Source organism: Pseudomonas sp. (assembly GCF_002796985.1).
GTDB lineage: Bacteria > Pseudomonadota > Gammaproteobacteria > Pseudomonadales > Pseudomonadaceae > Pseudomonas.
This window is the reverse complement of record NZ_PEKX01000010.1, coordinates 46,847-61,417: the sequence shown is the minus strand read 5'-3', so window position 1 is coordinate 61,417 and position 14,571 is coordinate 46,847. Positions and strand designations below refer to the sequence as shown.

Sequence of the window (14,571 nt, the reverse complement as noted above, 5' to 3'; positions counted from 1 at the left end):
GTCCCCTCTCCCCCTGGGAGAGGGCTAGGGTGAGGGCCCGCCCAAGCGCCGAAACATCCCTGTGGGAGCGGAGCTTCTCCGCGAAATCCCGGCACAGCCGGGACAGGAACAGCCGACGACGCTGGCGCTCGCGAACCGCACGGCGCAGTCTTCACCGCAGCGGGATCACCCTGCCCGACGCGGCAACTCGACCACCACCCGCAACCCACCGAGCTCGCTGCTTTCCAGTTTCAGGCTACCGCCGCAGGCCGCCGCGATATCTCGCGCAATGCCCAACCCCAGGCCATGCCCGGCGACCTGTTCATCCAGCCGCGTGCCACGCTCCAGCACGCTGTCGCGCTGACCCTCGGCAATGCCAGGGCCATCATCGTCCACACTCAGCTGGTAAGCGTCGGCGCCCTTCTCCACCCTCAACCGCACCTGCGCATCGGCCCACTTGCAGGCGTTGTCCAGCAGGTTGCCGAGCATTTCCAGCAGGTCTTCCCGGTCATACGGCAGGCGCGTTGCGGGTGGCGCCTGCCAGTCGATGGCGAGATGGTCGCCATGGATGAGCTTGAGCATCTCGCACAAGCTCGGGAGTTCGGCATCGCAGTCGAAATGTGCGCCGGGCAACGCTTCGCCCACCAGGCGTGCGCGCCCCAGTTCACGGGCCAGGCGCTGTTCGATCTGCTCCAGCTGCTCCTGCAACACCCGGCGCAACTCCGGGTGGTCGCGCAGCTCTTCTCGGTCGGCGAGGCTGATCAGCACAGCCAGCGGTGTCTTCAGCGCATGCCCAAGATTGCCCAGCGCATTGCGTGAGCGGCGCAGCGTTTCTTCGGTGTGCTGCAGCAGATGGTTGGTCTGCTCCACCAGCGGCTCCAGCTCGCGTGGAACCTGGCTGTCCAGCTGGCTGCGCTGGCCTTGCTGCAACTGGGCGATCTGCTGGCGCACCCGCTCCAGCGGGCGCAGGGCGCGGCGGACGGTGAAGCCCTGAAATACCAGGATCAGCAGCAGCGCAAGCGCACCGGCACCCAGGCCAATGTTGCGCAGGCGGTTGAAGCTCTTGAGGATCGGTGTGTAGTCCTGCGCCACGACGATGCTGAGCTTCTTGCCGTAACGCTTGTAGTCGCCGCGAAAGACCAGCAGACGTTGGCCTTCCGGCCCCTTCTCCAGCGCCTTGGCCAGCCCCTTGTGCGAGGGCAGCTTCAATTCGTTGTCCCACAGGGAACGCGAACGCCAGGTCTTATCGTCGAAGCGGATGACGAAGTAACGCCCGGAAAACAGACGCTCATAAACAGCGTCGACACGCTGTCCGTCCAGTTGCAGCCCGGCCGGGCCACGAGTGATACCCACCAGCAGGCTTTCCGCCTCGTCCTGCAGCCCGTTCACCAGATAGCGCCGCAACCCCTGATCGAACAGCCAGAGGCCGGCCTGGGCCAACGCCAGGCCGATCACCACCAGCACCACGCCAAGCCCGAGGCCGAGCCGGCGCTGGATCGACATCAACGGGCGGCTCCGTTGCCGGTGAAGCGGTAGCCCTGGCCTCTCCGGGTCTCGATGATCTCGCGGCCCAGCTTGCGGCGCAGGTGATTGATGTGGACCTCGATGACATTGGAATCGCGTTCGGTCTCACCGTCATACAGATGCTCGGCCAGGTGCGACTTGGACAGCAACTGGCCGGGGTGCAGCATGAAGTAACGCAGCAGACGGAACTCGGCAGAAGTCAGGTCGACCTCCTTGCCCCCCTGCTGCACGCACTGGCGCGACTCGTCCAGGCTCAGGCCAGCCACTTCCAGCTGGCTCTGGTTTGCCAGCCCGCGGGCACGGCGCAGCAGCGCCTGGATGCGCAGGAGCAGCTCTTCGGGATGGAACGGTTTGGTCAGATAATCGTCGGCGCCGGCCTTCAGGCCGTCGATGCGCTCGGCCCAGGAGCCCCGAGCGGTAAGGATCAGCACCGGCGTAGCCAAACCCATGCCACGCCACTCCTGCAGCACTTCCAGCCCCGGCCGGCCTGGCAGGCCGAGGTCAAGGATCACCAGGTCGTAAGGTTCACTGGCGCCCTGCACGGCGGCATCGCGACCGTCGGCCAGCCAGTCCACCGCGTAGCCCTGGCGGGTCAGGGTCGCCAGCAACTCATCGGCCAGAGGTACGTGGTCTTCCACCAGCAGCAGACGCATCAGTTGTCTTCCTTATCCTTGAGGATGCGACCGTCGCGGGCATCCAGCTCCAGTTCGCGCACTACACCGTCGACGGTGAGCAGCTCCACCTCGTAAATGTAGGTGTCGTGCTCCCTCTCCAGCTCCGCTTCAAGCAGGCGCGAGCCGGGGTAGCGGCTCAGCGCGGCGGGAAGGATTTCCTCGAAGGGGCGAATCACCCCTTCCTTGCTCAGGCGCAGGGCTTCATCCTGGCTCAGGTCATGGGCCTGCGCGATGCCAGCCATGGCGGTGAGCGCCAGGCCAAGCAGTACCGCGCGGGGCAGAACGGTCTTCATCAGTCATCCTGCTGATCGGTGAGGACTTCGCCGGTGACTGCATCCAGCTCGACATCCCACTTCACGCCCTGGGCGTCCTTGATGTCGACCTTGTACAGATAGCGGCCATGTTCCAGCTCGAGCTCGCTATCGTACACCGAACCGCCAGCATGCTTGGCCAGCGCGGTACGGTTGAGCTCCTCGAAGTTGCAGATGGTGCCGGCATCGCGCAGGCGCAGCGCCTCGTCCGGCCCGACGTCATGGGCATTCGCCACGCTTGCGCCCAGCAACAGAGCGGAGATCGCGGTCAGGATCAGCAGCCATTTCATGAGCGTTCCTCATCAGAATTTTACTGCTGTCAGATTAAGGCGAAGGACTTAACTCAAGCTGAATCGGCAACGGACATTCACCCCGTGAAGTATCCTTGTTCCTGGCGTACAGGCTCTATAATCGCGGCCTGCCACAGCGAGGCCCGCATGACCGCCATCCAGATCAAGACCCCCGCCCTCACCCTCAAGGCCGGTAGCCGAGCGCTCCAGCACATCCGCGAGCAGGGACTGGCCCCCGCCGATGTAGGAATCCTCCCCGGCGCCGCCGGCGGTCCGAAGGCGCTGGGCATCCAGGGCCTGGACCTCGCCCTGTTCGGTGAATGGCTGCCGCGCGCACCACGCGAGCGATCGTTGATCGGCGCCTCCATCGGCTCCTGGCGCTTCGCCAGCGCGTGCCTGCCCAACCCCGACGAAGGCATCCGCCGCCTGGGCGAGCTCTATACCCAGCAGCGCTTCGCCCGCAACGCGAGCATCAGCGACGTATCGAAAAGCTGCGCGAAGATGCTCGACGATCTGCTCGACGGCCATGACGCCAGCGTTCTGGACAACCCCTGGTACCGCCTCAACGTGGTGGTGGTGAAGAGCCACGGCCGCCTCGCGCAGGACGGCAAGGCCAACCTCGGCCTGGGCCTGGGCGCGGTGATCCGCGACAACCTGGTCGGCCGCCGCCACCTGCACCGGCACTTCGAGCGGCTGATCATCCATGACGCCCGCCGCGCACCACCGCTGGAGGTGCTCTCGGACTTCCCCTCGCGCTACCTGCACCTGGACCTGGCCAATCTGCGCCACGCCCTGCTCGCCTCCGGCTCCATCCCCATGGTCATGGAGGGTGTACGCGACATTCCCGGCGCCGGCCCTGGCACCTACCGCGACGGCGGGCTGCTGGACTATCACCTGGACCTGCCCTACCAGCCCGAAGGCGTGGTGCTCTACCCGCACTTCACCGACAAGGTCATCCCCGGCTGGTTCGACAAGGGCCTGCCCTGGCGCCGTGGCGATGCCGGCCGGCTACAGGACGTTCTGTTGCTGGCGCCCTCGAAGGATTACCTGGCGCGGCTGCCGCACAACAAGCTGCCGGACCGCAAGGACTTCCACCGCTACCTCGGCGACGACGCCGGCCGCGAGCGCTACTGGCGCAAGGCGATGGACGAGAGCCGGCGGATGGGTGACGAGTTCCTTGAACTCGTAGACAGCGGCCGCCTCGGCGAGCGCCTGCAGCCGCTGACATAATCGGCGGCTCATGCACCCGGCAAGGAATCGCTATGGCTCATTCTCGAAAGCTTCGCTCGCTCCTGGTTTCCCTCCTGCTCATCGGTGTCGGCGCGCAGGCCGCCATCGATGCCACGGCGCAGAAGGAAATCACCCAGTTGCTGGACTTCGTCGAGCACAGCGGCTGCCAGTTCATCCGCAATGGCAGCGGATACCCGGCCGCCGAGGCGCGGGCGCACCTGCAGAAGAAGCTGGATTACCTGGAGAACAAGGACATGGTCAGCAGCGCGGAAGATTTCATCGAGCGCGCCGCGACCAAGAGCAGCATGAGCGGCCAGCGCTATCAAGTGGATTGCCCGGCCGGCAAGCAGGATGCCAGCGCCTGGCTGAACGACGAGCTCAAGCGGCTGCGTCAGGCACCGTAAGGCGCGTAGGAGCGGACTCCGTCCGCGATTGGCCCGAGGCCGCTGAGGATCGTAGGACGCATAACCCGAAACGGGTTATCCGCCGACTGCCTCGCAGCGGATAACGCTGGCGCGTTATCCGCCCTACGATCCAGCCGGCTCGTGTTGGAGCTTGCTCGCGAACCGATCTACCCCGGCTGCCCATCCAGCCGCGGTTTCCAGAACATCGGGCCGTAGTGCCAGGCAAACATCAGGAACGCTACCACCCAGCAGGCGGCGGCAATGCTCAAGCCTTCCAGCGGCAGCCAGATCACCAGCAGCACCCGTGCGACCACGCCAAGGTTGAGCAACGCAAAGGCCAGGGCCATGACTTTCGGTGGCTGCAGCGGGCGCCCGGTATGGCCGAGACTGACACGGGCGATCATCGCCAGAATCAGGCCGCCCACGCCGCCCACGGTCAGCGCATGGATCGCCAGGCTCACGTTGAAGGTCGGGAAGAAGTGCCACAGCGCCATACCCGCAGGCGCCACTGTCATCCACAGATAGGCCAGGTGCAGCGACCAGAGCAGCGGCACGCCCCAGTAGTCCTTGTCGTACCAGCGCCACAGGCGGATCAGGTGCCCCACCGCCAACGCGGCGAACAGCGCTCCCACCAGAGGGTGCGGCGTCAGGCCGAAGCCGGCAGCGGTCAGTACGGCCACCAGCATGGTGCCGCCCAGCAACGCATTATCCAGCCAGTTCCAGGCCGGCACCTGGGCGGTGCGGCCCAACCCACGCTGAGTGAAGAAGGGAATCACGCGGCCGCCGATCAGGCCCATCAGCGCCGCCACCAGCCAGAGCGCACCCAGTACGCCGCCACGCTGCCAGTTTTCGTTACCGGTCCAGACACCGGCCATCACCAGCGCATCGGCCAGGGTCAGCAGGCTCAACACCGCGATGATCGGGTAGTTACGCTTCTGGCGGACCTGCCACAGGCTGCGACCGATGAAGAAGGCCATCGCGGGCATGAACGCAAGTTCGAGCGGAGTGACCAGCCAGAGCGGTGCCCCGACAAACCACCCCAGGCGCGCCGCCAGCCACACCAGCGACAACACCATCAGCGGCTTGCCGCTGATGCCGGGGCGCCCGGTCCAGGTCTGCACCGCCGTCAGCAGGAAGCCCGCGATGATCGCGGTAGCGAAGCCGAAGAGCATTTCATGGCGGTGCCAGGCCAGCCAACCGCCCAGCGGCTGCCAGGTCGGCAGCACGCCGAGCAGCACGGCCGCCCAGGCGGCAATGCCGACTAGCGCGAACACCGCACCACCGAGGAAGAACGGGCGGAAGCCCAGGCGCCACAGGGGCGGAATGGTCAACAGAGCTTTTCGATCAACCAGCAACACAGCAAGCCTCCCAGCCGTCCTTGCGCATCTGATGTTGGGCAACGAGCCGTAGCACATAGCCCAACTTCAATAGTGTAGGTCCGAGGATGGTGAAGGCATGAGCTGCGACAATGCTTTGCAGGTTCAGATGGCCATCGACGAAATAGGCTCCCACGATCCCCAACAGCAGCAGCACGAGCCCACCGGTCAACAGTGACCAGGACATCGACAGATTGCGTTGCGGGCAAACGAAAAGACTTCCCATCACACACCTCCTCGGGTTGCGCCGGCCCGCCATCGGGCCGGCACTCAGGTTCAGGCCTCCAGCGCGCTGGCCGGGCCGAAGAACTCGTAGTGAGACTGCTGCTCAGGCACACCGATCTCGCGCAGGTGACGTTTCACCTGGGCCATGAACGGCTTGGGCCCGAGGAAGTAGGCGTCCAGGTCACGATCTTCCGGCAGCCAGTCGGCCAGCAATTCGCGGCTGAGGAAGCCTTCGACGTGGGAACCGTCCTGATCGCGCGGCTCGCTGTAGCAGAAGTAATGCTTGAGTTGCGGGTGAGCGTCGGATTGCGCCTCGACCCATTCACGGAACGCGTGCACGCCGCCATGGCGGGCGCAGTGGATGAAATGCACTTCGCGGCCCGACTCCAGCGCCGGCTTGAGCATCGCCAGCGCCGGGGTGATGCCGACGCCCGCGGTGATCAGGGCCAGCGGTTTGTCGCCATCGCGCAGGACAAAATCGCCCGCTGGCGGGAACAGGTCCAGCTCGTCGCCCACGTCCAGGCTGTCGTGCAGGTAGTTCGAGACTTTGCCTTCCGGCTCACGCTTCACACTGATGCGGTACTCGCGGCCGTTGGGCGCATCGGACAGCGAATAGGTACGGCGCACTTCCTCAGCGCCGATCTCCAGGCTCAGGCCGATGTATTGACCCGGCTGGAAACCCAGCAGCGGCTCTCCGTCCAGCGGCTGGAAGTAGAAGGAGGTGATTTCCTCGCTTTCGGCTTCCTTGCGGGCGATGCGGAAGCGCCGAGCGCCACGCCAGCCGCCCTGCTGCTCGGCGTTCTGCTGGTACACCGATTCCTCGGCGCCGATCAGAATGTCGGCCAGTTGGCCATAGGCGGCAGCCCAGGCATCGATCACTTCCTGGGTAGCGATATCCTCGCCCAGTACTTCGCGAATCGCCCGCAGCAGACAGGTGCCGACGATGGGGTAATGTTCCGGCTGGATCTGCAGAGCCACGTGCTTGTTGACGATCTTCGCCACCAGCGGGCCGAGCTGCTCCAGTTCATCGATGTGGCGGGCATACATCAGCACGCCGTTGGCCAGTGCGCGGGGCTGGTCACCCGTGGCCTGGTGTGCCTGGTTGAACAGCGGACGAACCTCCGGGTACTCGCTGAGCATCATCTTGTAGAAGTGCTGGGTCAGGGTCTCTCCGCCGGTCTCCAGCAGCGGGACAGTGGCCTTGACCAGGGTACGGTGTTCGTTGGATAGCATGCGGATCTCCTCGGGTTGGCCAGGCAGTGAGTGGGGCTACCTGTGCTTTCTGTAAGTGGTCTTTCAGGAAGCGTGCCAACCCCGCAGCCCCGCATTTACAGGACTTGCGCAAACAGTTGAGTCATAATGACCCGAACCCTACGGCGTTAAAAAGACTATATAGAGGTCATAATGACCCGCAACCCCCTGCTTGCCACCCTCCTTCCGCTGGTCGCCGACCTGTCTCGCGAGCTACCCGACAGCGAACGCTACCGTCGTCTGCTCGAAGCCCTGCGCGGCCTGCTGCCGTGCGATGCCATCGCACTGTTGCGCCTGGAAGGCGATCAGCTCGTTCCGCTGGCCGTCGACGGCCTGAGCCAGGACACCCTGGGCCGTCGCTTCAAGATCAGTGAGCACCCCCGCCTACGCGCCCTCATCGAGCACCCCGGCCCGACGCACTTCGCCGCCGACTGCGGCCTGCCGGACCCTTACGACGGGCTGGTGGAAGGCCTGCACGGCCACCTCGAAGTCCACGATTGCCTGGGCTGCCCGCTGTTCCTCGACGAACAACCCTGGGGCCTGCTGACCCTGGATGCACTGGACCCGGAGCGCTTCTCCACCGGCGACCTGGACAACCTGGAAGCCTTCGCCAGCCTGGCCGCAGCCACGGTGAAAGCCAGCCAGCGCATGCTCGACCTGACCCTGCGCGCCGAGCACGAACAGCAACGCGCCGATGCCTACCAGCGCGCCTCCGGCGACCAGCCCAAGGAGCTGATCGGCCAGAGCAAGGCGCACCAGGCGCTGATGGGTGAAATCCAGGTAGTGGCCGGCAGCGACCTGAGCGTGCTGATCACTGGCGAAACCGGCGTCGGCAAGGAACTGGTGGCCCAGTCGATCCACGCCAACTCGCTGCGCCGGACCGAGCCACTGATCAGCCTCAACTGCGCGGCCTTGCCGGAAACCCTGGTGGAAAGCGAACTGTTCGGTCATGTGCGTGGCGCCTTCTCCGGCGCGGTGGGCGAACGACGCGGCAAGTTCGAGCTGGCGGACGGTGGCACGCTGTTCCTCGACGAGGTGGGCGAACTGCCCCTGGCGATCCAGGCCAAGCTGCTGCGCGTCCTGCAAAGTGGCCAGTTGCAGCGGCTGGGTTCGGACCGCGAGCACCACGTCGATGTACGCCTGATCGCCGCCACCAACCGCGATCTCGCCGAAGAAGTCCGCTCCGGGCGCTTCCGCGCCGACCTCTACCATCGCCTGAGCGTCTACCCACTGCGCGTGCCGCCGCTTCGCGAACGCGGCAATGATGTGCTCCTGCTGGTCGGCTACTTCCTCGAACAGAACCGCCCGCGCCTGGGGCTGCGTAGCCTGCGCATGACCCGGGAGGCCCAGGCTGCCCTGGTGGATTACTCCTGGCCGGGCAACGTGCGCGAACTGGAGCACCTGATCGGCCGCGCGTCACTCAAGGCGCTGGCCAATCACTCGCAGCGCTCGCGGATTCTCAGCCTGGGTGTCGACGACCTGACCCTGAACACCCTGCACAAAAACGCACCCGAGCCCCATGCGAGCGAGGCCGACAACGCCACGGACACAGAACTGGCCGGCGAGCTGCGCCCGGCGGTGGACGCCTTCCAGCGCCGCCTGATCAGCCAGAGCCTGGAACGCCATGACGGCAACTGGGCTGCCGTCGCCCGCGACATGGGCCTGGACCGCGCCAACCTCAACCGCCTGGCAAGGCGTCTGGCGATCAAGTGAGCCGCTGGCCGGAACGCCCGGCCCGGCGGGGGCGATGGTGATAGACTGTGCGCCCATTTTCCGGCCGGCCCGTTCGCGGGCCGGCGATCGTCACAGAGCACGCTATTTTGGAATTGTTCAAGGAATTCACCTTCGAATCCGCCCACCGCCTGCCCCACGTCCCCGCCGGGCACCAATGCGGCCGACTGCATGGCCACTCCTTCCGGGCCGCCATCTACATCGAGGGCGAGGTCGACCCGCATACCGGCTGGATCCGCGACTTCGCCGAGATCAAGCAGATCTTCAAGCCGATCTACGACCAGCTCGACCACAACTACCTGAACGATATTCCCGGCCTGGAAAACCCCACCAGCGAGAACCTCTGCCGCTGGATCTGGCAACAGCTCAAGCCGCTGCTGCCGGAGCTGTCCAAGGTACGTGTGCACGAGACTTGCACCAGCGGTTGCGAATACCGCGGCGATTGATTCGCCCACACGTAGAAAGGCCGGCATTTGCCGGCCTTTTTCGTTCCGCCCCGATTCAGAACAGCCCCATCTGCTTGTCGACCAGGGCGCTGAAATCATCGTTCACGAAAGGCAGGATGGCGTCAGCGATGGGCTGCAGCTGCCGGCTGACGTAGTGGTCGTAGTCGATCGGCGAGCTAAGCGTCTCCAGAGGCTCCGGGCCGTTGACCGTGATCACATAGCTGATCCAGCCGCCACGCTGGTACTGGCGCGGTCGGCCCTGGCGCTCGTTGTAGTCGTCGGCGATGCGCGCGGCGCGCACGTGAGGCGGCACGTTGCGCTCGTAGTCGCCGAGCTGGCGGCGCAGGCGCTTGCGGAAGATCAGCAGATCATCCTGTTCGCCAGCCAGCGTGCGGTTCACATAGTCGCGGACGTAATCCCGGTACGGCTGACGCTGGAAGATGCGCAGGTAGAGCTCCTGCTGGAACTGCTGGGCCAGCGGCGACCAGTCGGTGCGCACGGTTTCCAGGCCCTTGAAGACCATCTCGTCACTGCCATCGTCACGGCGTACCAGGCCCGCGTAGCGCTTCTTGCTGCCTTCTTCCGCGCCACGGATGGTCGGCATCAGGAAGCGCCGGAAGTGCCGTTCGAACTGGATTTCCAGCGCGTTTTCCAACCCGTATTCCTCACGCAGATGCTCCGCCCACCACTGGTTGACGTGACGCACCAGCGCATGGCCGATCTCGGCGGCGGCCTTCTCATCGTGGGCGCGGCCGAGCCAGACGAAGGTGGAGTCGGTGTCGCCATAGATCACCCGATGGCCCTGCCCTTCGATCAGCTCGCGGGTGCGGCGCATGATCTCGTGGCCGCGCATGGTGATGGACGAGGCCAGGCGCGGGTCGAAGAAGCGGCAGCCGCTGGAGCCAAGTACGCCGTAGAAGGCGTTCATGATGATCTTCAGCGCCTGGGACAGCGGCGCGTTGCCGTCGCGCTTGGCGGCGTCGCGGCCCTGCCAGACGCGTTCGACGATGGCCGGCAGGCAGTGCTGCGTGCGGGAGAAGCGTCCGCCGCGGAAGCCGGGGATCGAGGCCTCGTCCGACGGATCGCTCAAGCCTTCCACCAGCCCCACCGGATCGATCAGGAAGGTGCGGATGATCGACGGGTACAGGCTCTTGTAGTCCAGCACCAGCACCGACTCGTAGAGCCCCGGCCGCGAATCCATGACGAAGCCGCCGGGGCTGGCCTCCGGCGCCTTGCCGCCGAGGTTCGGCGCTACGTAGCCCAGCCGGTGCATCGGCGGCAGGTACAGGTGGGTGAAGGCCGCCACCGAGCCGCCACTGCGGTCCGCCGGCAGCCCGGTGACGCTGGCGCGCTCGAGGAGGAAGTCGAGGATGCGGGTCTTGTCGAAGATGCGCGTGACCAGCTCGCAGTCCTTGAGGTTGTATTTCGCCAGCGCCGGCTTGTCCTCGGCGAAGCGCCGGTCGATCTCGGCCATGCGGTCGTAGGGGTTGTCGATGGACTTGCCCTCGCCCAGCAGGCTCTGCGAAACGCTTTCCAGGCTGAACGACGGGAAGCTCCAGAAAGCCGAACGCAGCGCCTCGATGCCGTCGATGATCAGCCGCCCCGCCGCTGCGGCGAAGTAGTGGTTGCTTGAGGCGTGCTGGCGCCAGCCCATCTCGTCACCACCGCGCCCCAGGCGCAGGGGTATCTCCAGGCGCTTGGCATGCTCCTGCAGCACGCGCAGGTCGAACTGCACCAGGTTCCAGCCAATGATGGCGTCGGGATCGTGCTCGGCCAGCCACTGGTTCAGGCGCTCCAGCAGTTGCGCGCGGCTGTCGCAGTATTCCAGCTCGAAATCGCGTTCGCCGTCGATGCCGTTGGCCGGGCCGAGCATGTACACCTGGCGTTGGCCGCAGCCTTCCAGGGCGATGGAATAGAGGTCGCCATGAATGTTGGTTTCGATGTCCAGCGAAGCCAGTTTCAGCCGGGGCCGGTAGTCCGGCGCCGGCCGCAGTTGCGTCGTGACGACGCTGCTGCCCTCCCCCGGCTCGCCACTGAACGTCACCGGCGCGGTGATGAAGCGCTCCATCAGGTAGCGTTCGGGCGGACGGATGTCTGCCTCGAATACCTCGACGCCGGCCTCGCGCAGCTTTTTCTCCAGGTTCATCAACTGGCGGTGCTGCTGGCAGTACAAGCCCAACACCGGGCGTTGCTGGAAGTCGCGCAAGCCCAGCGGGCGCAGTTCAGCGCCGCGCTCGCCGGCCAGCAGTCTCTCGGCACGAGCGCGCTGCTCGGCCGGCACGAAAGCCACCGACGTCTGCGGCGGCAGCAGCACATGCCGGGGCCCTTCATCGGTGGCCAGCCAGAAGCCCACCTCGGTGCCTTCGGGCGTATCCCGCCAATGTCGAGTCAGGACGAAACCCTGCCTTGCCTCCACGCTCTAACCATCCATCTGTCGATTCACCCCGCCATTCTACCGGTCCGCCCCCGGATTCGTTGCAAGGCGTGTAAATCCGACCGATGCGTTTGACGCACGCCCCGCGTCTGCCCAAGCTAGCGGGCTTTCGATTGCCCGCCAGGACTCGCCCGTGACCGATTCGTCCCGCCGCTGGACCCGCCCTCTCCTCGCCACCCTGTGCTTCACCACCCTGCTCTCCGGCTGCGGCCTGTTCGGCAAAAAGCCCGAAGAAGCCCAGGCGCCCACCTACTCCAAGGCCGACTGGTCGGAGCTGCCGCAAACCGCCGACACCGATGTGCTGCAAGGCTTCAGCGCCTGGCGCTCGGCCTGCGCGGTGCGCCTGAAGAAGGACGACATCTGGGCCGCGACCTGCGCCGACGCCGCCAGCGTGCCGGCCTCCGCCCCGGCGATCCGCCAGTTCATGCAAGCCCACCTGCAGCCCTACCAGTTGCGCGCAGGCAGCGGCAGCAAGAATGGATTGATCACCGGCTACTACGAGCCCGTCTACCGCGGCAGCCAGCAGCGCGACGCCAAGCACAGCGTGCCGGTCTACGGCGTACCGAAGGACCTGATTACCGTGGCGCTGGACAGCGTCTACCCGGAACTCAAGGGCAAGCGCCTGCGCGGCAAGCTCGAAGGCAATACCCTGGTGCCCTACGCCGATGCAGCCGGCATCCGCCGCGATGGCGTGAATGCGCCCGTGCTGGCCTGGCTGCCCGATCAGATGGACCTGCAGTTCCTGCAGATCCAGGGCTCCGGCCGCGTGGAGCTCGCCTCCGGTCGCCAACTGCGCCTGGGCTACGCCGAGCAGAACGGCCGGCCGTACAAGCCGGTGGGCCGCTGGCTGGTGGAACAGGGCGAGCTGAGCAAGGAAGAAGTCAGCATGACGCGTATCCGTGACTGGGCCCGCGCCCACCCGCAACGCGTTGACGAACTGCTGGCGAGCAACCCCAGCTACGTGTTCTTCAGCCAGCGCCCGGACAGTAACGAAGGCCCGCGCGGCTCGCTGAACGTGCCGCTGACGCCCGGCTACAGCGTGGCTATCGACCGCAAGGTGATCCCGCTGGGCAGCCTGATGTGGCTCTCCACCACCCGCCCGGACGGCGCGCCAGTAGTGCGCCCGGTAGCCGCCCAGGACACCGGCGGCGCCATCGTCGGTGAAGTGCGCGCGGACCTGTTCTGGGGCACCGGGGACGCGGCCGGCGAGCTGGCCGGGCACATGAAGCAGGACGGCCAGCTCTGGCTGCTGTGGCCGAAGGGCCAGGCGCTACCGGGCGCCTGATCGCCCAAGAAGAAGCAGCCGCGCAGGAGCGCTGGCGTAGGAACATTGAGGCAATTCCTACTCGTCCTACAGAGCTCCCTGAATCTCCGGTGTCACCGCCAACCGGACAATGGCCAGCGAATCCAGGCATTCCCCTGGCTTCGCTGGCCCTTAACCCAAGCGCGGTGACCCCATGAAGAACAACCAGCCTCCCCTCCGCTCGCAACGTCAGCACCGTGGCTGGCCGCTGGACTACGACGTGCTCTGCTGGGTCGGTGCCATCGCCCTGATCCTGCTGTTTTTCGGCGTCGATCAGTTCTTCGTGGCGAAACTGCCCGGCACGGGTGTCATCGAGCACCAGCACAGTATTCCCCAACGTATCGATCTGCCCGCCGCCCAGGCGTTGGCGTCGGTAAACCACGTCCGCCAATAAGCGGCTCAGCTACCCTGGCGGAACTGCCCTGGCGTCATCCCGCTCCAGCGGCGGAAGGCCTTGGCGAAGGCGCTCTCGTCGGAGAAGCCCAGCCGCTCGGCCACTTCGCCCAACCGCAAGGATTCCCGCAGCAGCTGTTCAGCCATGCCGTACAACACCTGGTCACGCAGCAGCTTGAAGCTGGCGCCTTCGTCCGCCAGCTTGCGGTTGAGATGGCGACCGCTGAGGTCGAGCTGCTCGGCCACCTTCTCCTTGCCCCAGCGCGGATTCTGCTTCAGCAGTTGCTGCACCCGCACAGCCAGGCTTTGCGCGCCGAGGCGCTGCAGTTGTGCATCGGCCAGCGCGCGCAAGTGCTCGCGCATCAGCGCGTTGGCCTGGATCAGCGGAACGTCAAGATCGGCCACGGCGAAGTACAGGGCATTTTCGGCGCTATCGAAAGAAACCGGGCATTCCAGCACCTCGACATAGCGCGCAAGTTCGCCGCGTGGAGCATGGTTCAAGGTCAGTCGCTGCGGCTTGACGCGGTCCCCGGTGATCCAGCGGGTCAGGTGCACCAGGCTGGCCAGCGCGGCCTCCACGCGCTCCTCTCGGCGCACGGCATAGCTAGGCCGATAGACCAGGCGCACCTGCGCCGCATCCTGCTCACGCTGGAATTCGCTACCCTCGGCGATGATCGGGTAGTACTCCAGCAGCGCGTCCAGTGCCTCGCCGTAATGATCACAACTCATCAGCAGCGCGCCGACCATGTCCAGGTGCCCGACCTGCAACGCACTGCCCAGGCGCAGGCCCAGCAACGGGTCGCCCGAGGCGGCGCAGATGGTCTCCCAGAAGGCGTCCTGGCGCTGTAGCGGGATGCGCGGCGCCAGGCTGTCCGCCTGCAGTTCGGCGGGCACTGGCAGGCCCAGGCGCTGGGCGGCCTGCAGGATGCCCAGGGCATAATGGACGGTAATGGTATGCGGCATGGTCCCGAATTAACCGGCGAAGGTCCCGATTGAGCCG

The 14,571-nt window shown here is 65.9% G+C and carries 15 protein-coding genes; 6 read left to right on the top strand and 9 right to left on the bottom strand.

All coding sequences use genetic code 11. The annotated features are described in order from the left end of the window. Window positions 1-165 precede the first annotated feature (165 nt). From CTR55_RS17290 to CTR55_RS17275, 4 genes are read right to left on the bottom strand one after another with little or no spacing between them, the layout of a single operon-like run. A complete protein-coding gene (locus tag CTR55_RS17290) occupies window positions 166-1,485 on the bottom strand; it encodes a sensor histidine kinase (protein WP_296288053.1) in 1,320 nt (439 codons plus the stop codon). After that, entirely contained in the window at window positions 1,482-2,156 is a 675-nt protein-coding gene (locus CTR55_RS17285) for a response regulator transcription factor (protein WP_296288052.1), read from the bottom strand. The genes CTR55_RS17290 and CTR55_RS17285 overlap by 4 nt, the downstream gene beginning before the upstream one ends. Beyond that, window positions 2,156-2,470 (bottom strand): PepSY domain-containing protein, encoded by a 315-nt coding sequence (locus CTR55_RS17280; protein WP_296288051.1) that lies wholly within the window; start codon window positions 2,468-2,470, stop codon window positions 2,156-2,158. Before CTR55_RS17280 ends, CTR55_RS17285 begins: the two co-directional genes overlap by 1 nt. Further along, window positions 2,470-2,778 (bottom strand): PepSY domain-containing protein, encoded by a 309-nt coding sequence (locus CTR55_RS17275; protein ID WP_296288050.1) that lies wholly within the window; start codon window positions 2,776-2,778, stop codon window positions 2,470-2,472. The genes CTR55_RS17280 and CTR55_RS17275 overlap by 1 nt, the downstream gene beginning before the upstream one ends. Before the next feature lie 147 nt (window positions 2,779-2,925). Here CTR55_RS17275 and CTR55_RS17270 point away from each other — a divergent pair, with 147 nt between their 5' ends. Beyond that, window positions 2,926-4,008: a patatin-like phospholipase family protein gene (locus CTR55_RS17270; RefSeq protein WP_296288049.1), complete on the top strand. Its 1,083-nt coding sequence runs from the start codon at window positions 2,926-2,928 to the stop codon at window positions 4,006-4,008. A gap of 32 nt (window positions 4,009-4,040) precedes the next feature. Next, the gene (locus tag CTR55_RS17265) at window positions 4,041-4,412 is read left to right on the top strand and encodes a DUF5329 domain-containing protein (protein WP_296288048.1); all 372 of its coding nucleotides are present in this window, start codon (window positions 4,041-4,043) and stop codon (window positions 4,410-4,412) included. A 167-nt stretch (window positions 4,413-4,579) separates the two neighbouring features. Here CTR55_RS17265 and CTR55_RS17260 read toward each other — a convergent pair whose 3' ends face one another. The 3 genes from CTR55_RS17260 to hmpA are packed head-to-tail and all read right to left on the bottom strand — an operon-like array spanning window position 4,580 to window position 7,246. Beyond that, a complete protein-coding gene (locus CTR55_RS17260; RefSeq protein ID WP_296288047.1) occupies window positions 4,580-5,770 on the bottom strand; it encodes an NnrS family protein in 1,191 nt (396 codons plus the stop codon). Then, window positions 5,757-6,014, bottom strand: coding sequence for a transmembrane sensor/regulator PpyR (locus CTR55_RS17255; RefSeq protein WP_296288046.1), 258 nt, complete (start codon window positions 6,012-6,014; stop codon window positions 5,757-5,759). Before CTR55_RS17255 ends, CTR55_RS17260 begins: the two co-directional genes overlap by 14 nt. Before the next feature lie 50 nt (window positions 6,015-6,064). Then, on the bottom strand, window positions 6,065-7,246 hold the full coding sequence (gene hmpA / locus CTR55_RS17250) for an NO-inducible flavohemoprotein (RefSeq protein ID WP_296288045.1): 1,182 nt from the start codon (window positions 7,244-7,246) through the stop codon (window positions 6,065-6,067). Between the two features lie 171 nt (window positions 7,247-7,417). Here hmpA and norR point away from each other — a divergent pair, with 171 nt between their 5' ends. Next, complete coding sequence (norR, locus tag CTR55_RS17245; RefSeq protein WP_296288044.1) at window positions 7,418-8,977, top strand: nitric oxide reductase transcriptional regulator NorR; 1,560 nt, start codon at window positions 7,418-7,420, stop codon at window positions 8,975-8,977. Window positions 8,978-9,084: 107 nt separating this feature from the next. Further along, window positions 9,085-9,441, top strand: coding sequence for a 6-carboxytetrahydropterin synthase QueD (queD, locus tag CTR55_RS17240; RefSeq protein ID WP_017516521.1), 357 nt, complete (start codon window positions 9,085-9,087; stop codon window positions 9,439-9,441). Window positions 9,442-9,496: 55 nt separating this feature from the next. Here queD and CTR55_RS17235 read toward each other — a convergent pair whose 3' ends face one another. After that, window positions 9,497-11,857, bottom strand: a complete 2,361-nt coding sequence (locus CTR55_RS17235) for a DNA polymerase II (RefSeq protein ID WP_296288043.1) — start codon at window positions 11,855-11,857, stop codon at window positions 9,497-9,499. A 151-nt stretch (window positions 11,858-12,008) separates the two neighbouring features. Between CTR55_RS17235 and CTR55_RS17230 the strand changes: the two genes are divergently transcribed. Beyond that, entirely contained in the window at window positions 12,009-13,160 is a 1,152-nt protein-coding gene (locus CTR55_RS17230; protein ID WP_296288042.1) for an MltA domain-containing protein, read from the top strand. A 172-nt stretch (window positions 13,161-13,332) separates the two neighbouring features. Then, window positions 13,333-13,572 carry a hypothetical protein gene (locus CTR55_RS17225; RefSeq protein WP_296288041.1) on the top strand — a complete coding sequence of 80 codons (240 nt, stop codon included), beginning with the start codon at window positions 13,333-13,335 and terminating at the stop codon, window positions 13,570-13,572. Window positions 13,573-13,577: 5 nt separating this feature from the next. Here CTR55_RS17225 and CTR55_RS17220 read toward each other — a convergent pair whose 3' ends face one another. Beyond that, window positions 13,578-14,534: an AraC family transcriptional regulator gene (locus CTR55_RS17220; protein WP_296288040.1), complete on the bottom strand. Its 957-nt coding sequence runs from the start codon at window positions 14,532-14,534 to the stop codon at window positions 13,578-13,580. Window positions 14,535-14,571: the final 37 nt, after the last annotated feature.